The sequence below is a fragment of the Bacteroides sp. M10 genome, assembly GCF_014334015.1.
In the GTDB taxonomy this organism is placed as follows: Bacteria; Bacteroidota; Bacteroidia; order Bacteroidales; family Bacteroidaceae; genus Bacteroides; species Bacteroides intestinigallinarum.
In genome coordinates this window covers 5,797,385-5,822,432 of record NZ_CP060488.1, presented here as the reverse complement: position 1 = coordinate 5,822,432, position 25,048 = coordinate 5,797,385, and the positions used below count along the sequence as shown (strand labels likewise).

Genomic DNA, 25,048 nt, shown 5'->3' with positions numbered 1-25,048 from the left:
ATATCGAATCACTTAAACTTCAATATCAATGAAAACACTTTATTGGTCATTCTTGCTTATGCTATTGCCAAGCATGGCATATACACAAAACACGGAGAAAGAGAATGAATTTACGATGTCTATGCAAATCAGACCTCGTGCGGAGTATCGGAATGGTGCACTGACTCCACGGGATGAAGGGGTAGCTCCCACATCTTTCATCAATAACCGTGCACGCCTCTCGATGGATTATAAACGTTCGGATCTGGAACTAAAGATGTCGGCACAGCATGTCGGTGTTTGGGGACAAGACCCGCAGATTGAGAAGAATGGGCGTTTTATGTTGAATGAGGCTTGGGCGAAACTGAACTTTGGTGAAGGGTTCTTTGCTCAACTAGGACGTCAGTCATTGATTTATGATGATGAACGTATTTTGGGAGGACTGGATTGGAATGTAGCGGGCCGTTACCACGATGCATTGAAGCTGGGATATGCCAACAAAAATAATGAAGTCCATCTGATTCTTGCTTTTAACCAGAATAATGACAATCGAACAAGTGGAGGTACTTACTATGATTCTTCTACCGGACAGCCTTATAAGAATATGCAAACCGTCTGGTATCATTATAAAGCGGACAATGTTCCGTTCGGAGCTTCTTTATTGTTTATGAATCTGGGATTGGAAACGGGTGATAAAGCCACGGATGATTCTCATACCCGCTATTTACAAACAATGGGTACTTACCTCACTTATAAGAATAGTAACTGGAATCTGGATGGTGCTTTCTACTATCAGATGGGTAAGAATAAAGCTGCAGAGAAAGTTTCAGCTTTGATGGGAAGCATACAAGCCGCCTATACGTTTAATCAGACATGGGGAGCCGTGGCTAGTTTTGATTATTTAAGCGGTGATAAAGGAAATGGCGGTAAGTATAAGGCTTTTGATCCTCTTTATGGAACCCATCATAAATTCTATGGAGCAATGGATTATTTTTATGCTTCTACATTTGCAAACGGTTATGCACCGGGATTGATGGATGCTCGTATCGGAGGTCGTTTCCGTCTATCTGACAAGGTAGATATGGAACTTAATTACCATTACTTTAGTACAGCAGTTAAAGTTCAGGATTTAAAGAAATCATTAGGTTCGGAAGTTGATTATCAGATTAACTGGTCAATCATGAAAGATGTGAAACTCTCTGCCGGATATTCTTTTATGCGTGGCACGAAGACAATGGATGCTGTGAAAACGGGCAATCATAAAAGCTGGCAGGACTGGGGTTGGGTATCATTGAATATCAATCCGAAAATATTGTTTGTAAAATGGTAACTCCAAGGAAATAATAAGAATTAAATAGAGAGAGAATTTTTGAAAAGTTTTGAGTTTGTAAAAGAAAGTGTGTCATAATGAATAATAAAACGCAGATTAACGCAAATTATCGCAGAAATAATTTATAAGTCGTTGATTAATATATCAATATAATTGAAATAATCTGCGATAATTTGCGTTAATCTGCGTTTTGACACACTCTCTTTATTAGCTTTATTGTTATGGAATAGATTATTACAGATATTTCTCTAAAGTTATTTGATCTAAAATCTCTATTCGTTTTCCTTCCATAGTGACAAGTCCTTCTTTAATCATCTTATTGATTTCCTTAGATAGAGCGGGACGTGATACATTTAAGTATTCGGCGAGTTGGGATTGAGTATGCATGATATCTACCACCAATGAATCTTTTTTCTTATGTTCATATAGATAAACAATGAATCTTTCCCGCACTGTTTTACGTGAAAGAGGTTTCAGACGGGACACTGTGCAGATATTACAATTACCGGCGATGCAAAGAAAATTATGAAGAACCTGTGGATCCTGACTGATAACCTTAAAGGTCGATTCCTTAGTTGCCATCAATACCACACTATTTTCGAGAGCGGTAAAAGTGGCGGGCAATGTATTGTTTGAACTGAAGAGATGCGGAGTGGCAAAGGTGCGCGGAGCAATAATATATTCAATCATCACCTCGTTTCCAAGTCCATCTATAATGTCTGTGCGTAGTTTGCCTTCCAATAATACATATAGTTTATTGCATGGAGTACCTTGTGTTACAACGATCTCTTTTTTTTCTGCTGCATAGACTACAAATTCCAGCTTTTCAAGCAAAGAAAGTTTGATGTTCAGAGGTAAGTCCCGGAAGAGAGGGATTTGAAACAGCTTTTCTTTATGTGAGTCGGTCAGTAGTATTTTCTTCATTAGTATTATATTGTTCGTATCCTGAACAAAGATATGAATTATATATTAGTGAAAAAAACTTTCAGATCTATTTATTGAATAAATATATACAAGAGACAGAGAAAAAGTACCAGTAAAATATGGAAACTGTAATTTAGGTATCTTTCTCTGTAATTTATCTACATTCGATATACTTTTATTTCTCTACTTTTGCAAAGTGAATCGTTGATAGAAAGAATTCTGAAAATAAAAAGTAATAAAGTAAAGTTATGGCTAAAAAGGTTTTGATTATTTCATCCAGTCCACGTAAAGGTGGTAATTCTGATTTATTATGTGATGAATTTATGAAAGGTGCTCTCGAAGCAGGTAATGAAGTGGAGATGATTTTTCTGAAAGACAAAACAGTTCATCCTTGTATGGGGTGCAGTGTTTGCAGTATGTACGGCAAACCTTGTCCGCAGAAAGATGATGCAGCGGAAATTGTAGAGAAGATGATTGCTGCAGATGTGATTGTGATGGCAACTCCGGTCTATTTTTATACCATGTGCGGACAGATGAAGATTATGATCGACCGCTGCTGTGCACGCTATACGGAAATAACCAATAAGGAATTTTATTTCATTATTGCGGCTGCGGAAAACAATAAAGCAATGATGGAACGTACTATTGATGGTTTCCGTGGCTTCCTCGATTGCCTGGAAGGACCGCAGGAAAAGGGAACGGTTTATGGAATTGGTGCATGGAAGGTAGGGGAAATTAAAGATACTCCCTATATGCAGGAAGCTTACAAGATGGGAAAAATGGTATAACCTTTTGAAGGATAAAAATAAGGATTCAATCAGAAAGATTGAAAAGTCAAGAATTTTAATTGATTAGATTGCTTGTTCTGCCACAGAATTATTATAATTTTGTGGCAGAACTTTTTATTTTACATTATTTGTTTGATAACTAAACGTCATGAGCTATAAAATAACGACTCTTGTGGAGAATTGTGTCTATGGACGTAAATTGCAGGCAGAGCATGGTCTTTCTCTCTATATTGAGATCCAAGGGAATAGAATTCTTTTCGATACGGGAGCATCTGACTTGTTTATCCGTAATGCCCGTCTGTTGCACATTGATTTACAAAAAGTTGATTATTTAATATTATCCCACGGTCACAGTGACCATACGGGGGGACTGCGTTATTTTCTGGAATTGAATACACAGGCAACCGTTGTCTGTAAACGTGAAATCTTTTCTCCTAAATTCAAGGATGAACGCGAGAATGGAATGAAGCATACGCAAAATCTTGATCTTTCCCGTTTCCGCTTTATCACAGAGCAGACCGAACTGCTTCCCGGAGTTTTTCTTTTTCCATCTATTGATATAATCAATCAGGAGGATACCCATTTTGAACGCTTCTGGGTTCAGCAAGAAGATGGTTGCAAAATACCGGATACCTTTCAGGATGAATTGGCAATGGTGTTAGTGGAACCGGAAGGAGTTTCTGTGTTGAGCGCCTGTTCTCACCGGGGGATCACCAATATCTTGCGTACCGTTCGGGCTGCATTTCCTGAATCTCCCTGCAAGTTACTTCTCGGAGGTTTTCACATTCATAATGCGGAAAAACAAAAATATCAGATCATTGCAGATTATTTGCAGGAATACCTTCCCCGGCAAATTGGCGTTTGTCATTGTACGGGAGTGGATAAATACGCTTTCTTTTTCAAAGATTTTGGTGACAGAGCATTCTATAGTTACACGGGAAAACTAATTCAAACTGATTTTTCGGAATAAATATATAATAAATTGATATGAAGAAACTAATAACTTCGTTAGCACTGGTATTATCAGCATTATCCAGCTATGCAATTACTCCTTTGTGGATGCGTGATGCACGTATTTCACCGGATGGAACCGAGATTGTCTTCTGTTATAAAGGAGATATTTATAAAGTTCCCGCACAAGGAGGAACTGCCGTTCAACTTACCACACAAGCCTCTTATGAAGCCAATCCCGTCTGGTCTCCCGACGGAAAACAAATCGCATTTGCCAGTGACCGGAATGGAAATTTCGACCTGTTCATCATGCCTGCCGACGGAGGAGTCGCCTGGAGACTGACTTACCATTCCGCATCGGAAATTCCCTCGGCTTTTACACCGGATGGAAAGTATGTCCTTTTCTCCGCTTCCATACAAGATCCTGCAAACAGCGCTTTGTTTCCTACGGGAGCAATGACAGAATTATACAAAGTTTCTGTAGACGGAGGACGCACCGAACAAGTATTGGCAACTCCCGCCGAACTCGTTTGTTTTGATAAAGCAGGAAAGAACTTTCTTTATCAGGACCGCAAAGGTTTTGAGGATGAATGGAGAAAACATCACACTTCATCCATTACGAGAGATATTTGGTTATACAATACCCAAACCGGAAAACATACGAACCTGACAAACCGGGGAGGGGAGGACCGTAATCCTGTATATGCACCTGATGGTAATACAGTCTATTTTTTGAGTGAACGTAATGGAGGTTCTTTTAATGTGTATACTTTCCCATTGAATACTCCACAAGAAGTAAAGGCTGTCACTACTTTTAAGACTCATCCGGTACGTTTCTTGTCTGTCAGCGATAAAGGAACTTTGTGTTATACCTATGACGGTGAGCTTTATACCCAGAAACCCGGTGCCCGTCCGGAAAAAGTAAAAGTAGAACTTGTCCGTGACGATGAAGAGCAGGTTGCTGCACTTAAATTCTCACAGGGAGCCACTTCCGCTTCCGTATCTCCGGATGGCAAACAGGTTGCTTTTATTGTGCGTGGTGACGTTTTTGTAACTTCAACTGACTATGCTACAACCAAGCAAATCACAAATACTCCTGCAAAAGAAGCTTCCGTCTCTTTTGCTCCGGACAACCGGACGCTGGTTTATGCCAGTGAACGCACCGGTAATTGGCAACTTTACACTGCAAAAATAAGCCGTAAGGAAGATCCTAATTTCCCTAATGCCACTCTTATTGAGGAGGAAGTTTTATTACCGTCCAAAACGGTAGAACGCGCCTATCCGCAATATTCGCCGGATGGTAAAGAACTGGCTTTTATCGAAGACCGCAACCGTTTGATGGTACTCGATTTGAAAACGAAGAAAGTACGTCAGGTGACGGACGGTTCTACATGGTATAACACCGGAGGTGGATTTGACTACGAATGGTCACCGGATGGCAAATGGTTTACTCTTGAATTTATCGGCAACCGTCACGATCCTTATTCGGATATAGGTATTGTCAGTGCACAGGGAGGAGCGATAACCAATCTGACTAATAGCGGATATATTAGCGGTTCTCCGCGTTGGGTACTCGATGGAAATGCCATTCTTTTCCAGACCGAACGTTATGGTATGCGTGCACATGCTTCCTGGGGATCGCAACAGGATGTTATGTTGGTATTCCTCAATCAGGATGCTTATGATCGTTACCGTTTGAGCAAGGAAGATTTCGAATTGCTCAAGGAACTTGAAAAGGAACAAAAGAAAGCAAAGGAGAAAGATGATAACAAGAAGAAAGACGGTGATAAGGAGAAGGCGGATGAGGAAAAAGTAGACCAGAAAGATATAGTAGTCGAGCTTAACGGCATTGAAGACCGTATCGTACGTCTGACTCCCAACTCTTCTGACTTAGGCAGTGCCATACTATCCAAAGATGGAGAGGATCTCTACTATTTCTCTGCTTTCGAAGATGGATATGACCTTTGGAAAATGAATCTCCGTGAGAAAGAGACAAAGCGTCTGCATAAACTCAATACCGGATGGGTATCGCTGATGTTGGATAAAAAAGGAGATATTTTCTTGTTGGGAAGCCGCAATATGCAAAAGATGGATGCCAAGTCGGATGCTTTGAAATCAATCAGTTATCAGGCTGAAATGAAAATGGATTTGGCAGCTGAACGTGAAGCGATGTTTGACCATGTGTACAAACAACATCAGAAACGTTTTTATAATGTCAATATGCACGGGGTAAACTGGGATGCCATGACTAATGCTTATCGCAAGTTCCTGCCTCACATTGATAACAATTATGATTTTGCAGAACTGTTGAGTGAATGGTTGGGCGAGTTGAATGTTTCACATACCGGAGGACGCTATTCTCCCAAAGGTAAAGGTGATGTTACTTCCAATCTGGGACTTCTGTTCGACTGGGATTATCAGGGAAAAGGGATGCAGATTGCCGAAATCATCGAGAAAGGTCCGTTCGACCATTCGCGTACCAAAGTAAAAGCGGGATGTATCATTGAAAAGATTAACGGTGAGGAAATAACTCCCGATCATGACATCACTTGTCTGTTGAATAATAAAGCAGGGAAGAAGACCTTGATTTCAATCTACAATCCGCAAAATAAAGAACGTTGGGAAGAAGTAGTGATGCCGGTTACGAGCGGCCAGCTGAATGGGTTGTTATACAAACGTTGGGTGAAACAGCGGGCGGCAGATGTTGAGAAATGGTCGAAAGGACGTTTGGGATATGTTCATATTCAATCCATGGGAGATGATAGTTTCCGTACCGTTTACTCGGATATTCTGGGAAAATATAACAACTGTGATGGAATTGTGATTGATACCCGGTTCAACGGTGGTGGTCGTTTGCACGAAGATATTGAAATACTGTTCAGCGGTCAGAAATATTTCACTCAAGTAGTCCGCGGACGTGAAGCGTGTGACATGCCAAGCCGTCGTTGGAACAAGCCGTCTATTATGCTGCAATGTGAAGCCAACTATTCGAATGCACATGGAACTCCATGGGTATATAAACATCAAAATATAGGAAAACTTGTCGGTATGCCTGTTCCGGGTACAATGACGAGCGTGTCTTGGGAAACTTTACAAGATCCTTCACTCGTCTTTGGTATTCCTATCGTTGGCTATCGTTTGCCTGATGGCAGTTATTTGGAAAACACCCAGTTGGAACCGGATGTGAAGGTTGCTAATGATCCGGAGACGGTCGTTAAGGGAGAGGATACCCAATTAAAGGTGGCTGTCGATGAACTTCTGAAAGAAATAGATAAGCAGAAGAAGTAAATACAAAGTATAATTATATCTGAAATAAAAAGTCGCTTCTTTGAAAAGATTTTGAATCTTTCAAAGAAGCGACTTTTTTATAAGGTGTTTATTTAAAATTGACGCAGGATTTACTTCCAGACTGGTAATAATTTGTGGAGGGTCTTTCTCGTCATAATCTTTTGATTCAGGAAACTCACGATATATCCGGTTATGCAGGCTGCAATGAGTGACCCCTCACGTACTCCTTGAATACCTTGTGTCAGTAAGAGAGAGAGAATTACGGCCAACGTAACCAACGTAATATCAAAATAGACTTTGAACTTTCCAAACTCCTTGTTATAATGGCGGGACGCATATTTCACGAATGCTTCTGCACTCATCATGGCTACTCTCGGTTTAAGTTCGAGAACTACTCCGATAGATTGCACCATGCATCCTGTAAGTAATAAAGCGATTGACATGCCATAATTGGCGGGATGCAGTTCACTTGTCAGCATCATATTAAAATCAATGAATGCCGAAAAGATAAAAGAGAACGGCATTTGAAGAAGAATTTCAATAATATCCTGCCGGGTTCTGTTCTTTCGGATTAACCAGAATTGCCCCAGGATAAGAACCATATTGATGATAAAGGTGCAAGTACCCAATGACAAAGGACTATTCAAACTTAATACATAATTGATGCTCGATATGGGAGTAGTTCCTAGTGCCGAGCGTATAATCAATACAATGCCTGCCGCTAAAAAATAGAGTCCGATAACAAATACTAAATACCTCTTGAAAACATCTTTCATTTCCATACCTTTTTGACCTCCTTTATTTATTTTCCTTTCATGCATTGAAAAGGATATGCAAAGGTCCCGTTTTTTACTCTGAAATAGATTATCTAATTCCGTACACTTTTTGTCATATCCGAAACAAATCGTATTTTTACGTCATAAAAAGAAGATGTAAATGGTAAAATCTCGTATATTTGATAATACGCAGCTGTTGAAGGAGCATCCGGAACTTCCTCATTATAAAGAGGAGGTAGTCTGTTTTAGGAGTGAATATAAAGACAGAAGTTATCCGGCAAATGAATGTTATTTCAATCGGGAACTTTATATGATATTCGTTCTTGAAGGCCGTTCGGAGATTCTGTTGAATGGAGAGTTTATTGCGATAGAGCCGAATATGCTGCTTATTCATGGAGCAAATTATCTCACGGAGCATCTTTACTCAAGCCGTGATATTCAGTTTATTACTCTTGCCCTTTCCGAATCCATGCGGACAGACGATTCTTATTTGACACAAATAACGGCCATCTTATTGGCGACAATGAGGCAGAATAAACAATATACGATACAGTTGACAGAGTACGAAGCCCAAATCATCCGTAAGGAACTGGAAGTGTTGATGCGCCTGCTGAATATTGAACATCATTTTCTTTTCCGGCGCATACAGGCAGCGTGCAATGCTTTATTTCTTGATATAGCTGATTTTCTTTCCCGAAAGACAATTATTAAAAAAGAGGTCAGCCGTAAAGACCACGTTTTACAGGAGTTTCATGCATTGGTTACCCGGAATTTCAGGGAAGAACATTTTGTGAGCTTTTATGCGGATAAACTGGCTATCAGTGAGCAGTACCTGGCCCGTATTGTACGTGCTGGAACAGGTAAGACTATCAATAGTATTATAAACGAACTGTTGGTTATGGAAGCGCGTACCTTGTTGAGTTCTACAAAATCTACGGTTGGTGAGATTGCTTCTAAGTTAGGGTTTAGTGATGCGGCAGCTTTTTGTAAGTTCTTCAAAAGGAATGCAGGACAAACTCCGTTGAATTATCGGAAAGGATTGTTACTTCATATCGAAATGAAATAGGTTGATGCAATTGTCTTAACCGACAATACACATCAACCTGTTGAATATATAGTGAATGGGTTTGATTTTAACCGATAAGTGCTGTGATATCTTCTACAATCTGCTCATCTGTCAAGTGATTGGCACGGAGAAACTCCTGTAAATCAAAACGATCTACAAATTCCTTTTTAGCTCCATAGTTCAGGACTTTCATGTCTGTAGCACCATAGTAGCGGGCAATTTTTTCACCAAAACCGCCATCCAATACACCGTCTTCCAATGTTATCACTAACTCGTGATCTGCTTTCAGTTCATCCATCAGTTCATTGTCTACACCGGTGATGTAACGCGGGTTGATGAGGGTTGCGTCGATATTGGCTTTTTCTTTCAGAAGTGATGCAACCGACTGTCCTAATCCATAGAATGAACCCAAAGCCACAATGGCCACTTTCGAACCGCGATGAGTAACTTTGTAACGATTGAGAATGCTGTAATCGGAATCTACCGGTTCTCCGCTACTGATTACATCTGTTGCCGGCACACGGATAGCAACCGGGTGTTCATTCTGGCGGATACTCCATTCCAGCATGGCAATATATTCTTCCTTACAAGTCGGAGCCAGATAAACCATATTAGGAATATTGCTGATAAGCGGAATATCGAAGAAACAGAGATGAGTCACATCATTCATTCCGGATAACGTACCCCAGAAGACCAACAAAACAGCCGGATTGTTATTGATACAAAGGTCTTGTGAAAGTTGATCGTAGGAGCGTTGGATGAATGTACTATATACTCCGTAAACGGGTTTCCCACCATTGGCTGCGATGCCCGAAGCAAGAGCTACTGCGTGTTCCTCGGCAATGCCTACATCTACGAATTGCTTGCCTGCTTCCTGACGGCGGTCCGGAGTAAATCCCAGAACGGTGGGAGTACCAGAAGTGATTGTTACCACACGTGGGTCCTCCTTCATCTTTTTCAGCAGGTATTGGGCGGTTACCTCGCTGTAATCTTCTTCTTCATAACTCACTTTTGCTTCTCCGGTTTCTACATTGAATGGAGTACGCCAGTGGTAAGTCTCTTTATCTTGCTCGGCACGTGCATAACCCTTACCTTTTAATGTATTGATGTGTACTACTATCGGATGCTGAATATCTTTCACTTTAGAGAAAGCTTCAATCAATGCCTGTACGTTATTACCATTATTTACATACATATAATCCAGTCCCATCGCTTTGAAGAAGTTACATTCGCACTGGCCGTTACTGTCACGTAACTCTTTCAGATTCTTGTACAACCCTCCGTGGTTCTCGGCAATAGACATTTGGTTATCATTAACGATAATAATCATGTTAGTACCAAGCTCTGCTACATAATCCAATCCTTCGAAGGCTTCACCTCCGCTTAAAGAACCATCACCTATGACGGCTATGATATTTTCATTGCCGCCTGTGAGGTCACGTCCTTTTGCCAATCCGCTGGCCAGACTGACAGAAGTAGAAGTATGTCCGATGATGAAGAAGTCATGTTCACTTTCTTGCGGTTCGGTATAACCTGATACGTTGTCATATTTTTCCGGATGAAGGAACGCATCTTTACGGCCGGTCAGCATTTTGTGTACATAACTCTGGTGCGATACGTCAAATACAATTTTGTCTTTGGGCGAATTGAATACATAATGTAAAGCAATCGTTGCTTCCACCATTCCGAAATTAGGTCCGAAATGCCCGCCATGTTCACCTAATTTTTGCAGGAGTGCTGCACGGATTTCTTCACCTAACTTGTTTAGCTCTTTTTCCGACAGTTTCTTAACATCTGCAGGAGAATAAATATTTTCTAAATACATATTAAACAGTTTTTCTAAATAATGTTTTTACTTATTTCTTTATGACACTGCAAAGATACTGCAGGATTTGAAATCTGTTTGTATATGAATTACGGATTAATTTACCCATATTACAGTTCCCCTTCAATAAGGGGACTAATCTTTAAGCTAAAGCCTGACTTCTGTATTCATTGGGCGTGCAACACCGGCACGCTTTTTGAATAGTCTGCAATAAAATAATCAGTAATTGGGGGTGTCATACCCGTAATTTGTCTACAGGGATTCTTCTCCTTTTTCCAGAACTTTGCAGTATATAAATAAATGAATTATTTTATGGAATATGCAACGTTAAACAATGGAGTAAGAATACCTTTTCTGGGATTTGGTGTTTTTCAGGTAGAAAACCCTGCTGAATGTGAACAGTGTGTATCGGAAGCGATAGCTACTGGCTATCGTTTGATTGATACGGCAGCTGTTTATCTTAATGAAGAAGCGGTGGGGAGAGCTGTAAAAAAGAGTGGAGTCCCCCGCAAAGACTTCTTCATTACTACAAAAGTCTGGATTAAAGATATGGGCTACGAACAGACTAAGTCGGCTTTTGAGCGTTCTTTGGCTCGCCTGAATATGGACTATCTGGATATTTATCTTATTCACATGCCTTTTGGTGATGTCTTTGGTGCATGGAAGGCGATGGAGGAATTGTATCATGAGGGGCGCATACGTGCTATTGGAGTTTGTAACTTTCATATTCCCCATTTGGCAGACTTGATCGTCCATCATGAAATCGTTCCGGTCATTAATCAGGTGGAAACGCATTTATTCCATCAGCAGAAAGCTATGAAAGATTATGCAGACCGGACAGGGATCAAGATAGAAGCGTGGTCACCTTTTGCCGAGGGGCAACATGACTTTTTCAGGAATGAAGTGCTGACTGCATTGGCTGGAAAATATAATAAGACTGTTGCTCAAGTTGAGTTACGCTGGTTGACACAACGAGGGATTATCGTTATTCCTAAATCAGTACATAAAAATCGAATAGAAGAAAATTTCAATTCGTTGGATTTTAGATTGTCGGATGAAGATATGGAGTTACTCGCTGCTTGTGATACTGGAAAACCTGTTGTCGGTGACTTTGATGACCCGGATTTTGTGTATGATTTGTGTACACGGAAATATGACTTTTAAACTTCAGAGTAATAGTTGTATAATCAAGTAAATAGATAAGAGTATGAATGTAAATAGAAAGATTTGGCTACCAATAATCAGCCTGAAACGATTTTTGATATATTCTTTTGTCATTTTGCTGGCTTCCGTTTGGATAGCATGTAGCGAGCATCCTGATAATGCAGAGTATCTGGAAACAGGAAGAACAGAGATAAATAATGGAGATGAAGAACCTAATACAGAAAGTATGAAAATAAAAATAACAGTAGGGCAGCGTGTCATAACTGCAACCATGGCTGACAATGCGGCAGCACAGGATTTTGTTTCCCGTTTGCCGTTGGAAGTGACACTCAACGATTATAATAATACCGAGAAAATATTTTATCCATCACCTAAACTGTCAATACAGGGAGTGAAACGGGGATGTGCGCCTGCTCCCGGGGATATTACGATTTATGCGCCTTGGGGAAATGTGGCCATTTTTTATAAAAAATGGTCGCAAAGCAGTGACTTGATTCTGATTGGTAGCATTGATGGCGATGGTATCAAGGCTTTGAGTGTGCTGGGAGATCTGACGGTGAAGTTTGAAAGGGAATAGAGAAAAGCTATGCTATTTTTATTGCAAAGAAAATATTCGCAAATATGTGAGTATGTATTGAGGCGAAAATATTATCTTTACAGTAACAGAAATACAAGGTGATATTGTAACTACCATTGTAATATAATTGAATTGTCTAACCATTATAAATAATAAGTTATGATTAAAATAGATGGCATAGACCCTAAAATGATAGCTAATAACTTAACCCCTTTTGAGCCAACGCATCCAGGAGAAATACTAAAGGATGAAATAGAATTTAGAGGAATCTCTCAAAAGAAACTGGCTAAAGAAATGGGAGTATCTTATACAGTATTAAATGAGATATTGAATGCAAAGCGTCCGTTAAGTACAGAGTATGCTATGCTCATAGAGGCCGTATTAGATTTAGATGCTGAACCATTGCTTCGGATGCAAACATGCTATAATTTGCAGATGGCAAAGCGGGATAACAAGTTTATGGAAAAGCTTAACAAAGTACGAAAAATAGCAGCGATATTGTGATAGGTTTTTAGGAAAATAATTGGGAATTATATACTAAAACTTGGTCAAACGCATAGCAGGAAATTATTAATGGAATAAATAGAATCTGATGGTGCATCAGTTTTGAGGCACCATCAGAATTTTAAGCATTGACTTTTCTTATTGAGAAAAACGAGAAATCTTACTTAGTATTCTCTTTCGTAATTTTCCTCCATCTCTGAAATGCTCTCATCAAGCTTTCCTCTTCTACCAACTCCACCATATTATAATGTATAACGAATAACTCCATCGATCTTTTATACATAATCCCATTCTTGAATTTATTTTCCAGCAAAAACGAATAGAGCGCCACTCTCATTTCCACTTCGATCTCCTTTTCTATAATATAGATGCTGTCCTGCCCAAAGTAGTTATATACTTCTGGGTTCTTTCCGTTTCTGGGTTGGGGGAGAACGAAGCAGATATTTCCACTTTCCCTCCAAGAGACACCTTGCGGATGAGGGGTTGATAACTGTTGTAAGAAGTGGTAGATGAGTGTGAAGTGGGTGAGATGAATCGGGATAGGGAGTTTTGAAGATGAATTACTTTGAGATTGAATTTCTAAACTTTGTCCGTACTGAACATACATGTACCTAGCCAAATAAGGCTTAATGGCAAACGTAACTGTAACCATGGAAATGTCTTTTTTTAATGTTTAAATTTATGATATACCGAATGCTGCCTTTAACAGCATTTTCCGTCTCGCTTGTTGAATAAAATCCCATGGTTTGCGGGGACGGAAATACGATTTTGTAAGAAGTTGAAATTCATTTGGTTATATCCGCTGATTTTGGTTTAAAACCAACGGGCCGTTCCTTAAAATCCACGTGGCAAAGCTATGCTTAATATTCGAAAATTTCAAAGTGATATATTTAGCTCATGATATGGATATGTAATCAAAAATAACTTTTTGCTTACATTCTAGTTTTGCGCGTATAGATATAAATAGCGTGTAATAAATATTGGGTGGATATTAGCGGAAAATATTTAACTATATTTATTAATGAAGTTGTTTAAATAGCCTGATAAGTCCATGGTGATGCTTGTTTTATTGTGCGAGTTTGTTGTTTTATGCTTTATCAGTATCTGACAAATATTTCTTTCTGAATTGCCTGAATGTCTCATGGGCAATTCCATATTCTTGATAGATATGTTTGATACTTACCCCTGCTTTTAATTTTTCTGAAATCTCCAGTTTGTGGGCTTTTAGATATTCCATTTTCGGACTGCTGCCTTTTTTACGCCCCATGTGCTTGCCTTGAGCTTTACGAAGTGCCATTGCCTCACGGGTACGTTGCGAGTTTAGCTTATGCTCAATCTCGGCGGCAAGTCCAAAAGCAAAGCTCAATACCTTACTGTTAATGCTGTCATCAAAAACATAGCCATCTTTCGTGCTATGTACTGTGACGCTTGAATCAATACACAATTTCATAATTTCCATAATCTCGTGTAGTGAGCGCGAGAGGCGGGATAGTTCTGTAACAATCAGTATATCTCCTTTTTTAAGTTTACGCACAGTAGAACCTAACAAGCGATTTTTTCGCTCTGTTTTGCCGCTGACAATTTCTGTCACCCAACGATCAATAATCAGATTCTTGGACTTTGCATAATGTTTGATTTCTCTTTCCTGATTTTCGAGGTGCTGACGACCTGTACTAACCCTCAAATAAGCAATAATCATAATTTTACTGGTTTTAATTGATAAATAGTTGATTAATTAAAACCGAAAAGTGAATTAAAAAGCTCATCTGTTTGCAGTTAAATGTTTAAGAATTTACTTAATGTGAAGAAGAGAGGAAAGAGAAGATAAAACTGGGATTTTGAGGGAATTACGCTTGTTGCTAATTAAGGGATGCCTTAATATGTGTTTTTACACCTGTTAATAAATTTCCCCCTCAAAATTAACAAAAACGTTTTATTCTCTTGATTTGCAAATATAATGGATTACTTTGACTTATTAACGAAACAGGGGGGATTTTTTCGTTTTTGATGCCAAAAATATCACATATTAAGGCATCCCTTAATTAGCGAATTATTTTTTGATAAATAGCACACAATCAACAAACTAACATTTATATATAATGATAAAAAGAACAGTTTTACTAGGCAGACAAATCCAATTAGGATTTACATTCCTTCTTTCGCTCTTTTGTATGGCATTATCAGTGCCAATATCTGCTCAAATAAGTAGTAATCAACTTTTTCCATCTTCTAAATGGTACATCGGTGCTGATGCCGGAATCTCTTTCGGACGTGGCACATTTTGTTCTTTTGGTACAGATAAAACTCGTGTAGGGTATGGTTTCGGCTTGTTAAGCGGCTACCGCATCAATAGCTTTTTATCTACAGAAGCCGATTTGCATTACTCTCATCTGGGGCTTGGTGCTTACGATTGCTGTAAAGACCTCTACTTTGCCGATGGCAACCGTTACTATGCTCCCCTTACCGGAGTGAAAAATTACCGCTATGGCGACATTTTCTCAACAGTCAATCTCTACGAACTTGATTTGCGCCTGAATATCGACTTTGTGAAGATGTTCCATTCCGAAAGCCGATGGTCGTTCTTGCTATCGCCTGCCGTATATGGTGTTGCCTCGAAAGCTACCGTCAAGGCTACCGAAGGTGAGAATGAAGTGTTGAAAGGCGACGCACAAACACACTTCGGTGTAGGTGGTGATTTGGGGGTAGGTTATCAAGTTAGCCCACGGGTAAACTTGCGTCTTTATACCGGAATGACTTACCTAACGGGTAAAGGCATTGACGCAATGCCGCAGGTAGATCACAAGATCAATTACACTTGGGACACAGGCGTGAAAGTAACTTTCGCTTTGGGCAGAAGTGGTAAGAACAAGAAGCAAAAATCTGTAGCAGTTATAACTGTAGCTCTCCAGCCTACGGAAGTAGCCCAATCCGAACAACCTGCCGTTTATGATGAAGCTCCACAACCGAAAACAGAAGCAAAGATTGAAGTACCACAGCCCAAACAGGTAGCCAATCAGCCGACGGAAAAGGTGGTTTACGAAACCGCCATCTATTTCTCTCGTAATCAATGCGAATACATCGAAGAAAGTGAATACAAAACAACCGTAGAACTGCTCAAAGCCCTTGCCGAACACCCCGAAACACAAATCACTCTTGTAGGTTGGGCGGACAAAACGGGAATAGAAGCACGGAATGAAACCATTTCTGCTCGTCGTGCCGAAACCGTGAAACGCTACCTTATTAATAAAGGTATAGCGGCAGAACGTATCTCTACCGAGAGTAAAGGAGTGGACACACAAGCTGCCGATGATAATAAGGCACGCCGTGCAGAAATCAGATTATTAATCATCGAAAATTAAAGAACTATGAAACAGATAACAAGTAAGACAGCACTTTGGCTGACATGTATAGCTATCCTAGCTCTGGTATCTTGCAGTAAAGATAGTCATGGAGAAAGACAGGGATTAGCCGTTTCATTCGTAATGCCCAATGATGATGCCATCGACGATATACAATTGTGGATATTCAACTCCAACGATGTACTGGAAAATGAATACAGTTTCGAGTCAGCTGCTGCAATGGCAAGAAATCTATTGCCATTGGTGGTAGGAAAACATACGGTAGTGACAGGAACCAACTTCACCGCCCCGTTTAGTTATTCAACTACAATCGGTACTACCAAAATGGATGAGCTTTTGGTATTACTCACCGATGCAAAGGCTTCACCCTCCCATGCGCATTATGGCATTCAAGCGGTTAATATAAAAGAAAATGGCATTACACAGGCAGTGGTCAAGATGAACCGTGCGCTTGCCGAACTGCAATTTTCTATCCGCAACGTACCTACCGAAGTAGTATCAGTTGAAGCCGAAGTGTTGAACTGCGCCAAGGGCTTCTATCCGGCAACGGGCAGACTGACCGAAGAAACGGCACAAGTGGATATGGGGAAACAAGTACCTGTGAATGGCGATGTGAATTTCCCCTTGCTGCGTGTGATGCCCGTTGTAGAACCTACCTCTATGCGTGCTGTGGAAGAAACAAAAACGCACATACGCTTCATTTTTACTTTTAATGATGGCAAATCAACAGAAGTAGAAGTCATAGTTCCTATTATGCAGAACGGTGGATCGTATGCCCCCGAAGTGGAATATGATACCTTGAAAGATAAAGTCATCGTAGATATTACAAGTATTCCCGATTGGGTAGACGATTCTATGGGTAGCGGAGAAGCTGTGGAATAACAAAACGACATTATAAAATCTTTTAAAAAACAAAAAGTATGAAGAAGAACATTTTTATTTGTACCGCACTGGCTACAATGGCATTGTCAGCTTGTAGCAACAACGACAACGATCCCGTAGTGGATACGTTGAAAGATACCCCGATTGTAATCAATGCCGGAGTAAATGACCTGACGACCCGTGCCGGATATGCCGATGACAATTTGCCTACGGTGATAGGTTTATACATCACTAATCCCAGCAATCCTGCTTACACGTATAAGAACTACAAAATGACTTATGCCAATAATCAGTGGACTACAACCGATGGAACTATGATGTGGCAAAATGCAACGCAGACTGTAAGTGTTGTAGCCTACACTCCGTACAACGGTACAAAGAACGACGAACTTACAGACAAAGCAGAACTGTCCGTCAGCGTACAAGCTAACCAAAGCACCACAGACGGCTTAGCGGTAGCCACATCCGATTTTCTTTATTATAAAAAGGATGCAGTAACTCCATCAACCGATGGTATCTCTTTGCCAATGGAACACATCTTCTCTAAATTACTGATTTCGTTTACTCATGGTTCAGAGTTAAACGGAAAAACTGTTGTTATCAAAAATGTGACCGTAAGCGGTATGCAGACTACACACAAATTCAACTTATCCACAGGTGCATTGGTGACTGGCGGATTGAGTGGCGATGCCGTAGATATTGTGATGTATCTGCAAGACGGAACAGCCCCAATAGTAAAAACAGCCGAAGCTATCCTCGTGCCGCAAACTGTCGCTATTACAGTGACAATTGCGGCAACGGTAGACACCGAAGAGAAGACATTCAGCTACACAGCCGATTTGCAAGAATTTGCAACTAAAACCCAATATACACTGGCTTTGGCAGTAGGACGTGATGGCGTACAGACTGGAACATTCGACATCAACCCGTGGGGAAAACCTGTAGAGGGTGGAAATCTGGAAACAACAGAAAATAAGTAACCATAGAAATATAATAAATTACAAGTATGAAAAAGAATTTATATAAAAGCGTATCACTGGCAGTATTAACATTGTTCGCTGCTGCCTGTCAAAATAATGACGACTTTGGTTCTGCTTATGACAATGATTCCAATGCAGTTATTGTCAATGCCAGTATCGGTGTAAGAACTCAAACACGTGTATCTACTGAATCTGAATCAGTTGATAAATGGGACAACGGAGATGCTTTCAGTGTAAAAGGTGGAGCTACAAAGAAAACTGCTACTTACACTTATGACGGTAATACATGGACAATAGGAAGTGATTATCTGACCTGGAATAGTATAGGAACAAACGATTTTACCGCATGGTATCCGTCAACGGCAACCTACACAGTTTTCAATCTACCGGTTGACCAAAAGACTGGAATAAGCAGTGCTGACTGGATGACTGCTTCTGCTACTGGCATAAGTAAACCAGAAAACAAACAACTCGATTTGCAATTTAGCCACAAGCTAACCAAAGTGATTGTCAATGTAACAGAATATGGTTCTGAATTTGGTGACCAAGCTCCTACAATCACCAATGTCTATTTCATGATGCCAAGTAATCAGACTTCTACGGGTGCTACATTACCAACGGGATATAAATTTATTTATCCATTTGAAAGTGCACAGAATGGCAGACCATCCTATACAGGTATTATTTTACCGGGTACTTATACCAGTGGAGCAACTTTTATTAATATGGAAGTTACTCCTGCCGGAAGTTCTACAGGTCAAAATTTGAAAGTAGTAGTTCCAGAGACTTTAGTTACAACGGGACTTGAAGCCGGAAAGGCTTATGCTTTCAACTTGAAAATAGGTAAAGTTGGTGCAAGTGTCAGAAGTGTATCGGTGGTAGAACGGGATAACGAAGACATAGGAAGCGGCGAAGCTACCGAAAAAGAAGAAGGATATAAAATTGGTGACCTTTATCCGGATGATACAAATCCTGTAGGTGTAGTCTTTGCAGTAAATGGCAAATCGGGTAAAGTAGTTGGGTTTGAAGAAACGACCAATCTTGCTTGGGGGCCAACAGGAGAAATTGGTACCAGTGATGATGGTGCTGAAAATATGGCTAAGATACAAACCATTGAAGAATGGGAAACTAAATATCCGGCATTTGAGTGGTGTGCAAACCGTTCTGCTGTCGATGGCAAGAATTGGTATCTCCCGTCACAGAAGGAAGTGGAAGCTATTATTCCAAACATCACAGCCATAAATGAGGTTATTAAAGCTCTTGGAAAGAATGCAATAGCAGGCTATTGGTGGACATCAACAGAATCTGCCACCGATGCTACAAACAAAGCTTTCGTTGCAGGACCGACTGGTGCGAAAGGTCAGGATCAAGCAAAAACGACTGCTTCTGCAGTTCTTAGAGTTCGTGCTATCTTGGCATTCTAATTGAAATTCAATCCCTCTTTGTCGGGCAAGAGGTGAAACCTGTCCGGCAACCCAAAGCAGAACGACCTCGCAACGCAGGCAAGGTCGTTCTGCTACATGGAATTATATTCCGCAGACATTCCAAACTCAAACAGCGATGGCAAAAACTAAAATCCACCATTTAGATCTCAATCAGTTAGGCAATGCAGAATACCTCTGCTTTGCACAGCAAGTAGCCAGCTTAATCTCCTCTGCCAAAGCCCTGCATGTAGCTGAAAGTGTGGTAACCAGTTACAAAGCCAATATCGCCAAGATGTCATGCGCAGCAAGCCCTCTGTCCGAGAATGGCTGCATTGCCATCCGTACCAAAATGGACGACCAATATGAAGACATCACTGCTACGGTAGATGCGTTCAGCATTCTTCAACCATCGCAAGAGATAACCGATTTTATTTCCCGATTGAATAAGTTGGTGGATAGAACAAGAAAAGCATGTCGGCGACACATAACCCGAAAATATGTAGAGTAGCAAACATTCGTAAAACTTAATCAGCCCAAACATGAGCCATGAAAAACAACAGATAGAAGTAAAACAGATGATTGAAACACTCGTCTGTGAAGATTTGAATGATGAGAAGTTCTGCCAATATCACCGTGCTGTGTTAGAACTTGTCTCTAGTGCTGCTAAAGAGGGGATGTCATTTCTGCCACTGGATCTTTATTGTAAGTACAAAGGTTTTGTGGAGCTATCCTGTAAAATGTTTCAAAAGATGCAATCAGATAACCAAGCAGAATTGTTTTTTGCCGATTGGGAAGAAATGTATCATTGTTATCGTACTCAAACAGAAACACAATACCGAATACTGTGCCGACTGGTTGTTGCGACTTATCAGAATACAACTATCCCTGAAGAGAGGGAAACCTTGAAAAGTATTATTGACGGCATACGTAATATTACCAGAGGGTAAAGACGGGATACAAGCGTGCATCTCAATATTATATTTCCACCTTTTAGATTTATATTTATCCAATTACATTATTTCTTAATATTCTGCAATCTGTAATTGGGGTTATCATATCCGTAATCCATCTACAATACTTTCCTCTTATTCTTCCGACCTTTGCCATGTCAAATAAAACTTAATGTAGCAGAGGAATTTAATAAAATAAAGAATATGGATAGAAAACATTTTCTGAAAAGTGCATTACTGACAACCGGAGGTTTATTAATGGGTGGTGCAGCTATCTATCGGTACTTGAATAGTAAAGAAACGACAGACGACCCACTGCCTTTGGCTATAGATAAAATACATCATGGAAATATGAAAAAAGTACTCGTCATAATGAGCGCAGGGACAAAGCTCGGTAATACGGATCGGCTCACTGATGCCTATATCAAAGGGTTGGTGGAGCGGGGACATTCTGTAACAAAAGTCTATCTGGGTAGTATGCGGATAGAGGGGTGTAGAGGATGCGGTGTGTGTCAGCGTTTTGCACACCAATGCGCTATTAAAGATGGTATGCAGGATATATATCCTTTGTTTGCAGAATGTGATACGGTGGTGATGGCTTCCCCTCTATATTTCTGGACAATCACATCGCGTCTGAAAGCTTTTATTGAAAGGCTTTACGCAATCTCTACCGATGACAAATATCCCCCGAAAGATTCGGTATTATTAATGACGGCTGGTGATGATAATGAAGTTACTTTTGAACAGCCTAAGCGATATTTCCGGCTTCTCAATCAAGCACTGGGATGGAATGAGATGGGAGTTTATTGTGCTGGAGGCTGTACCGGATGCGAAAAACTAGCGCGACAGATTAATCGTGAGCATCTGGAGAATGCTTATAAAATGGGACTGGAATTATAAATACCGAAATGGGAGTAGTGTTTATCTGTAGATTCGTGTGGCACCTATCCGGAAACAGGTTAACATTGATATTATAGCAGAGTGATAAAAAAATATAATCTGTAATTGGGGTTATAATGTCAGTAATTCGTCTACAAACGGTCTCTTTCTTTCATCGTATTTTTGCATCATAGAAAGTAGATAATCAATTCATTAATTATTAAAACACAAGAGATATGAAACGGATTTTATTATTAACAACTGTATTTATGATAATGCTCGGAACCAGTTTTTCTTCTGCACAGACAGATGCTGATAATTTTTATAAAAGTGATTGGGTGAATGTAGAAAAAGTCTCTTTTTCTAACCAATATAAGATGAAAGTAGTAGGTAATCTTTTTCTGCCCAAGAGTATGAAAGAAGGGGAAAAATATCCTGCAATCATTGTAGGACATCCGATGGGGGCTGTTAAGGAGCAGAGTGCGAATCTATATGCAACGAAAATGGCAGAAAGAGGATTTGTTACACTATCCATCGATTTATCTTTCTGGGGTGAGAGTGAAGGCGAGCCGCGTAATGCTGTTTTGCCGGAGGTTTATTCGGAGGACTTTAGCGCTGCGGTTGATTTTTTAGGTACGCGTCCGTTCGTCGACCGGAATCTTATTGGGGTAATTGGAATTTGTGGGAGCGGAAGCTTTGCTATCAGTGCAGCGAAAATAGACCCTCGTCTCAAGGCCATTGCAACAATCAGTATGTATAATATGGGAGCAGCCAACCGTAATGGATTAAATCACTCATTAACGTTAGAACAGAGAAAGCAAATAATGGCTGAAGCAGCGGAACAGCGTTATACAGAATTTTTGGGTGGGGAAACAAAATATACCAGTGGTACTGTACATCAGTTGACAGAAACGTCCAATCCGATCGAACGGGAGTTTTATGAATTCTACCGTACGCAGAGAGGAGAATTTACTCCAGACGGAGCAACTCCTATGACCACTACACACCCTACGCTCTCAAGCAATGTGAAATTTATGAATTTCTATCCTTTCGAAGATATTGAAACTATTTCACCCCGCCCCATGCTTTTCATCACCGGAGAGAATGCCCATTCACGTGAATTTAGTGAAGATGCCTATCGATTGGCTGCTGAACCTAAAGAGCTGTATATAGTACCCGGTACCGGACACGTAGATCTTTACGACCGTGTGAGCCTTATCCCGTTTAATAAGCTGGAAGCTTTCTTTAAGGAGTATCTGAAGAAATAAATTTCAATACCATAAATAGGATATACTATGTGTAATTTTTGAAATAACAGATTGAAAAATAAAATGATGCAACAAATAAGGAATAAAGAATATGGAGGCGAACGCCCTCTATTTGCAACCCATGACCTTCAGTTGGAAGACGTTACGATTCACACCGGTGAATCTGCACTGAAAGAATGTAGTAATATCATAGCAATAAATTGCCGTTTTGAAGGGAAATATCCTTTTTGGCACACCAATGGATTCACTGTGAAGAATTGTCTTTTTACAGAAGGAGCTCGTGCTGCCCTATGGTATTCTCAAAGTCTGCAAATGGCAGATACCTTAGTGGAAGCACCGAAGATGTTCCGTGAAATGGATGGGATAAAACTCGAAAATGTGCAGTTGTCCAATGCCTTGGAAACGTTTTGGTATTGTCGTAATATAGAACTGAAGAATGTACAGACTGATAAAGCAGATTATCTTTTTATACACAGCGAGAATATTCATATACAAAATTACGCTCAAAATGGAAACTATTCGTTTCAATATTGCAAGAATGTAGAAATCCGTAATGCAGTTATCAACTCCAAAGATGCTTTTTGGAATACGGAAAATGTAACTGTCTATGATTCGGAACTGAACGGAGAATATCTGGGATGGCATTCTAAAAACCTGCGTTTGGTAAATTGTAAGATTTCGGGCACTCAACCTCTTTGTTACGCACATGATCTGGTGATGGAAAATTGTACGATGGCGGAGGATGCTGACCTTGCTTTTGAGAACAGTAGCGTAAAAGCAACGATTAAAAGCTCGGTTCATAGTGTGAAAAATCCTCGTACGGGGAGTATTGTAGCCGAAAGTTTCGGAGCTATTATCTTGGATGAAAATCTGAAAGCACCGGGAAATTGTGAATTGAAGCTTTGGGACAACCTAACCTGTTTTGATTGAGATATGAAGTATAATTTCGATGAAATTATTTCACGCAGAGGTACGAATTCTTATAAATGGGATTCGTCCGCAGATGCGGATGTCCTGCCGATGTGGGTGGCTGATATGGATTTCCGTACGGCTCCCTCTGTCGTGGAGGCACTGAAGAAGCGGGTGGAACATGGGATTTTCGGATATGTACGCGTACCTGACGCATACTACGAGGCGATAACCAACTGGTTTGTACGACGACATGCCTGGCGGATAGAAAAAGAATGGATTATTTATACTACCGGAGTTGTGCCGGCAATATCTGCTGCAATTAAAGCACTGACGGTACCCGGCGATAAAGTCATGGTACAGACGCCTGTATATAACTGTTTTTTCTCCTCTATCCGTAATAACGGGTGCGAGATGATTGCCAATCCTTTAGTGTATAGAAACAGAGGGTATCAGATTGACTTTGATGATTTGGAGAGAAAAGCTTCCGATCCGAAGGTAAAACTCATGTTGTTATGTAATCCGCATAATCCTGTCGGAAGAGTATGGAGTAAGCAGGAATTAAGGCAGATAGGTGAGATTTGTATTCGGAATAATGTGTTTGTGATTGCTGATGAAATTCATTGTGAATTGGTTTTTCTGGGACATGAATATACTCCTTTCGCTTCTATATCAGAAGAGTTTCTCATGAATTCGGTAACCTTTGTTTCACCTAGCAAGGCTTTCAATCTGGCAGGGCTTCAGATAGCCAATATTATTTCTGCAGATGCAAATGTACGGGTGAGGATAGATAAAGCGATTAATATAAATGAAGTATGTGATGTGAATCCTTTTGGAGTGGAGGCGTTGATGGCTGCATACAATGAGGGCGAAGAATGGCTGGAGGAGCTTAAAGTCTATTTGTTTGCGAATTACATCTATTTAAAAGGTTATTTTGATGAATATCTTCCGGAATTTCCCGTAATGATGTTGGAAGGTACATATCTGGTTTGGGTGGATTGCTCGGTCTTGAATCAAACGTCAGCAGAAATAGTAAAAGACTTGTTGAAGAAAGAAAAACTTTGGGTGAACGAAGGCAGTCTGTATGGAGAGACTGGTGAAGGGTTTATCCGTATCAATATTGCGTGTCCGCGACAGCGGTTGATAGAAGGATTAAACAGATTGAAGCGGGTACTGAAATCATAAATACGAATGAAAAGAAGTAGTTAGAAAAAAGAACGCTCAA

The 25,048-nt window shown here is 40.2% G+C and carries 23 protein-coding genes; 18 read left to right on the top strand and 5 right to left on the bottom strand.

The annotated features are described in order from the left end of the window. Nucleotides 1-28 precede the first annotated feature (28 nt). Nucleotides 29-1,309, top strand: coding sequence for an alginate export family protein (locus H8796_RS21665; protein ID WP_008999995.1), 1,281 nt, complete (start codon nucleotides 29-31; stop codon nucleotides 1,307-1,309). 234 nt (nucleotides 1,310-1,543) lie between these two features. On the opposite strand, the gene H8796_RS21660 is transcribed toward H8796_RS21665, so the two are convergent. After that, the gene (locus H8796_RS21660) at nucleotides 1,544-2,233 is read right to left on the bottom strand and encodes a Crp/Fnr family transcriptional regulator (RefSeq protein ID WP_074557955.1); all 690 of its coding nucleotides are present in this window, start codon (nucleotides 2,231-2,233) and stop codon (nucleotides 1,544-1,546) included. Nucleotides 2,234-2,481: 248 nt separating this feature from the next. Here H8796_RS21660 and H8796_RS21655 point away from each other — a divergent pair, with 248 nt between their 5' ends. The 3 genes from H8796_RS21655 to H8796_RS21645 all read left to right on the top strand — a co-directional run bounded on the left by H8796_RS21655 (nucleotide 2,482) and on the right by H8796_RS21645 (nucleotide 7,260). Next, on the top strand, nucleotides 2,482-3,021 hold the full coding sequence (locus H8796_RS21655; RefSeq protein ID WP_117934989.1) for a flavodoxin family protein: 540 nt from the start codon (nucleotides 2,482-2,484) through the stop codon (nucleotides 3,019-3,021). 148 nt (nucleotides 3,022-3,169) lie between these two features. Further along, a complete protein-coding gene (locus tag H8796_RS21650; RefSeq protein ID WP_117934987.1) occupies nucleotides 3,170-3,991 on the top strand; it encodes an MBL fold metallo-hydrolase in 822 nt (273 codons plus the stop codon). Nucleotides 3,992-4,008: 17 nt separating this feature from the next. Beyond that, complete coding sequence (locus H8796_RS21645) at nucleotides 4,009-7,260, top strand: S41 family peptidase (RefSeq protein WP_117934985.1); 3,252 nt, start codon at nucleotides 4,009-4,011, stop codon at nucleotides 7,258-7,260. 110 nt (nucleotides 7,261-7,370) lie between these two features. Here the strand turns inward: H8796_RS21645 and H8796_RS21640 are convergent, their stop codons facing one another. Beyond that, complete coding sequence (locus tag H8796_RS21640) at nucleotides 7,371-8,042, bottom strand: YitT family protein (RefSeq protein WP_009000000.1); 672 nt, start codon at nucleotides 8,040-8,042, stop codon at nucleotides 7,371-7,373. Between the two features lie 154 nt (nucleotides 8,043-8,196). Here H8796_RS21640 and H8796_RS21635 point away from each other — a divergent pair, with 154 nt between their 5' ends. Further along, complete coding sequence (locus H8796_RS21635) at nucleotides 8,197-9,102, top strand: AraC family transcriptional regulator (RefSeq protein WP_009000001.1); 906 nt, start codon at nucleotides 8,197-8,199, stop codon at nucleotides 9,100-9,102. A gap of 67 nt (nucleotides 9,103-9,169) precedes the next feature. Here the strand turns inward: H8796_RS21635 and H8796_RS21630 are convergent, their stop codons facing one another. Beyond that, the gene (locus tag H8796_RS21630) at nucleotides 9,170-10,927 is read right to left on the bottom strand and encodes a 1-deoxy-D-xylulose-5-phosphate synthase (protein WP_117934983.1); all 1,758 of its coding nucleotides are present in this window, start codon (nucleotides 10,925-10,927) and stop codon (nucleotides 9,170-9,172) included. Nucleotides 10,928-11,239: 312 nt separating this feature from the next. On the opposite strand from H8796_RS21630, the gene H8796_RS21625 reads away from it, so the two are divergent. From H8796_RS21625 to H8796_RS21615, 3 genes are all read left to right on the top strand, one after another. Further along, nucleotides 11,240-12,091, top strand: coding sequence for an aldo/keto reductase (locus H8796_RS21625; RefSeq protein ID WP_117935039.1), 852 nt, complete (start codon nucleotides 11,240-11,242; stop codon nucleotides 12,089-12,091). Nucleotides 12,092-12,134: 43 nt separating this feature from the next. Further along, a complete protein-coding gene (locus H8796_RS21620; protein WP_117934981.1) occupies nucleotides 12,135-12,668 on the top strand; it encodes a cyclophilin-like fold protein in 534 nt (177 codons plus the stop codon). Between the two features lie 159 nt (nucleotides 12,669-12,827). Continuing rightward, nucleotides 12,828-13,172: a HigA family addiction module antitoxin gene (locus tag H8796_RS21615; protein ID WP_074560500.1), complete on the top strand. Its 345-nt coding sequence runs from the start codon at nucleotides 12,828-12,830 to the stop codon at nucleotides 13,170-13,172. Nucleotides 13,173-13,332: 160 nt separating this feature from the next. On the opposite strand, the gene H8796_RS21610 is transcribed toward H8796_RS21615, so the two are convergent. Both H8796_RS21610 and H8796_RS21605 read right to left on the bottom strand, forming a co-directional pair. Further along, entirely contained in the window at nucleotides 13,333-13,824 is a 492-nt protein-coding gene (locus H8796_RS21610; RefSeq protein ID WP_074560498.1) for a hypothetical protein, read from the bottom strand. Between the two features lie 435 nt (nucleotides 13,825-14,259). Beyond that, the gene (locus tag H8796_RS21605) at nucleotides 14,260-14,871 is read right to left on the bottom strand and encodes a recombinase family protein (RefSeq protein ID WP_117934979.1); all 612 of its coding nucleotides are present in this window, start codon (nucleotides 14,869-14,871) and stop codon (nucleotides 14,260-14,262) included. 400 nt (nucleotides 14,872-15,271) lie between these two features. Here H8796_RS21605 and H8796_RS21600 point away from each other — a divergent pair, with 400 nt between their 5' ends. The 10 genes from H8796_RS21600 (at nucleotide 15,272) to H8796_RS21555 (ending at nucleotide 25,008) form a co-directional block, all read left to right on the top strand. Beyond that, nucleotides 15,272-16,531: an OmpA family protein gene (locus H8796_RS21600; RefSeq protein ID WP_117934977.1), complete on the top strand. Its 1,260-nt coding sequence runs from the start codon at nucleotides 15,272-15,274 to the stop codon at nucleotides 16,529-16,531. Between the two features lie 6 nt (nucleotides 16,532-16,537). Next, nucleotides 16,538-17,413: a FimB/Mfa2 family fimbrial subunit gene (locus H8796_RS21595; RefSeq protein WP_117934975.1), complete on the top strand. Its 876-nt coding sequence runs from the start codon at nucleotides 16,538-16,540 to the stop codon at nucleotides 17,411-17,413. A gap of 38 nt (nucleotides 17,414-17,451) precedes the next feature. Beyond that, nucleotides 17,452-18,393: a fimbrillin family protein gene (locus H8796_RS21590; RefSeq protein WP_117934973.1), complete on the top strand. Its 942-nt coding sequence runs from the start codon at nucleotides 17,452-17,454 to the stop codon at nucleotides 18,391-18,393. Nucleotides 18,394-18,419: 26 nt separating this feature from the next. After that, on the top strand, nucleotides 18,420-19,817 hold the full coding sequence (locus tag H8796_RS21585) for a fimbrillin family protein (protein WP_117934971.1): 1,398 nt from the start codon (nucleotides 18,420-18,422) through the stop codon (nucleotides 19,815-19,817). Nucleotides 19,818-19,953: 136 nt separating this feature from the next. Beyond that, on the top strand, nucleotides 19,954-20,325 hold the full coding sequence (locus H8796_RS21580) for a hypothetical protein (RefSeq protein WP_117934970.1): 372 nt from the start codon (nucleotides 19,954-19,956) through the stop codon (nucleotides 20,323-20,325). Between the two features lie 31 nt (nucleotides 20,326-20,356). Continuing rightward, nucleotides 20,357-20,764 (top strand): hypothetical protein, encoded by a 408-nt coding sequence (locus H8796_RS21575; RefSeq protein ID WP_117934968.1) that lies wholly within the window; start codon nucleotides 20,357-20,359, stop codon nucleotides 20,762-20,764. A 207-nt stretch (nucleotides 20,765-20,971) separates the two neighbouring features. Then, complete coding sequence (locus H8796_RS21570) at nucleotides 20,972-21,667, top strand: flavodoxin family protein (protein ID WP_074559825.1); 696 nt, start codon at nucleotides 20,972-20,974, stop codon at nucleotides 21,665-21,667. Nucleotides 21,668-21,882: 215 nt separating this feature from the next. Beyond that, the gene (locus H8796_RS21565) at nucleotides 21,883-22,914 is read left to right on the top strand and encodes an alpha/beta hydrolase (RefSeq protein ID WP_117934966.1); all 1,032 of its coding nucleotides are present in this window, start codon (nucleotides 21,883-21,885) and stop codon (nucleotides 22,912-22,914) included. A 66-nt stretch (nucleotides 22,915-22,980) separates the two neighbouring features. Next, on the top strand, nucleotides 22,981-23,844 hold the full coding sequence (locus H8796_RS21560) for a DUF3737 family protein (RefSeq protein WP_117935037.1): 864 nt from the start codon (nucleotides 22,981-22,983) through the stop codon (nucleotides 23,842-23,844). 3 nt (nucleotides 23,845-23,847) lie between these two features. Beyond that, nucleotides 23,848-25,008: a MalY/PatB family protein gene (locus H8796_RS21555; RefSeq protein ID WP_117934964.1), complete on the top strand. Its 1,161-nt coding sequence runs from the start codon at nucleotides 23,848-23,850 to the stop codon at nucleotides 25,006-25,008. Nucleotides 25,009-25,048 lie beyond the last annotated feature (40 nt).

Bases quoted from the DNA above. Each gene is read 5' to 3' on its own strand.
- H8796_RS21665 (WP_008999995.1), top strand. From the start codon at position 29: ATGAAAACACTTTATTGGTCATTCTTGCTTATGCTATTGCCAAGCATG.
- H8796_RS21660 (WP_074557955.1), bottom strand. From the start codon at position 2,233: ATGAAGAAAATACTACTGACCGACTCACATAAAGAAAAGCTGTTTCAA.
- H8796_RS21655 (WP_117934989.1), top strand. From the start codon at position 2,482: ATGGCTAAAAAGGTTTTGATTATTTCATCCAGTCCACGTAAAGGTGGT.
- H8796_RS21650 (WP_117934987.1), top strand. From the start codon at position 3,170: ATGAGCTATAAAATAACGACTCTTGTGGAGAATTGTGTCTATGGACGT.
- H8796_RS21645 (WP_117934985.1), top strand. From the start codon at position 4,009: ATGAAGAAACTAATAACTTCGTTAGCACTGGTATTATCAGCATTATCC.
- H8796_RS21640 (WP_009000000.1), bottom strand. From the start codon at position 8,042: ATGGAAATGAAAGATGTTTTCAAGAGGTATTTAGTATTTGTTATCGGA.
- H8796_RS21635 (WP_009000001.1), top strand. From the start codon at position 8,197: ATGGTAAAATCTCGTATATTTGATAATACGCAGCTGTTGAAGGAGCAT.
- H8796_RS21630 (WP_117934983.1), bottom strand. From the start codon at position 10,927: ATGTATTTAGAAAATATTTATTCTCCTGCAGATGTTAAGAAACTGTCG.
- H8796_RS21625 (WP_117935039.1), top strand. From the start codon at position 11,240: ATGGAATATGCAACGTTAAACAATGGAGTAAGAATACCTTTTCTGGGA.
- H8796_RS21620 (WP_117934981.1), top strand. From the start codon at position 12,135: ATGAATGTAAATAGAAAGATTTGGCTACCAATAATCAGCCTGAAACGA.
- H8796_RS21615 (WP_074560500.1), top strand. From the start codon at position 12,828: ATGATTAAAATAGATGGCATAGACCCTAAAATGATAGCTAATAACTTA.
- H8796_RS21610 (WP_074560498.1), bottom strand. From the start codon at position 13,824: ATGGTTACAGTTACGTTTGCCATTAAGCCTTATTTGGCTAGGTACATG.
- H8796_RS21605 (WP_117934979.1), bottom strand. From the start codon at position 14,871: ATGATTATTGCTTATTTGAGGGTTAGTACAGGTCGTCAGCACCTCGAA.
- H8796_RS21600 (WP_117934977.1), top strand. From the start codon at position 15,272: ATGATAAAAAGAACAGTTTTACTAGGCAGACAAATCCAATTAGGATTT.
- H8796_RS21595 (WP_117934975.1), top strand. From the start codon at position 16,538: ATGAAACAGATAACAAGTAAGACAGCACTTTGGCTGACATGTATAGCT.
- H8796_RS21590 (WP_117934973.1), top strand. From the start codon at position 17,452: ATGAAGAAGAACATTTTTATTTGTACCGCACTGGCTACAATGGCATTG.
- H8796_RS21585 (WP_117934971.1), top strand. From the start codon at position 18,420: ATGAAAAAGAATTTATATAAAAGCGTATCACTGGCAGTATTAACATTG.
- H8796_RS21580 (WP_117934970.1), top strand. From the start codon at position 19,954: ATGGCAAAAACTAAAATCCACCATTTAGATCTCAATCAGTTAGGCAAT.
- H8796_RS21575 (WP_117934968.1), top strand. From the start codon at position 20,357: ATGAGCCATGAAAAACAACAGATAGAAGTAAAACAGATGATTGAAACA.
- H8796_RS21570 (WP_074559825.1), top strand. From the start codon at position 20,972: ATGGATAGAAAACATTTTCTGAAAAGTGCATTACTGACAACCGGAGGT.
- H8796_RS21565 (WP_117934966.1), top strand. From the start codon at position 21,883: ATGAAACGGATTTTATTATTAACAACTGTATTTATGATAATGCTCGGA.
- H8796_RS21560 (WP_117935037.1), top strand. From the start codon at position 22,981: ATGCAACAAATAAGGAATAAAGAATATGGAGGCGAACGCCCTCTATTT.
- H8796_RS21555 (WP_117934964.1), top strand. From the start codon at position 23,848: ATGAAGTATAATTTCGATGAAATTATTTCACGCAGAGGTACGAATTCT.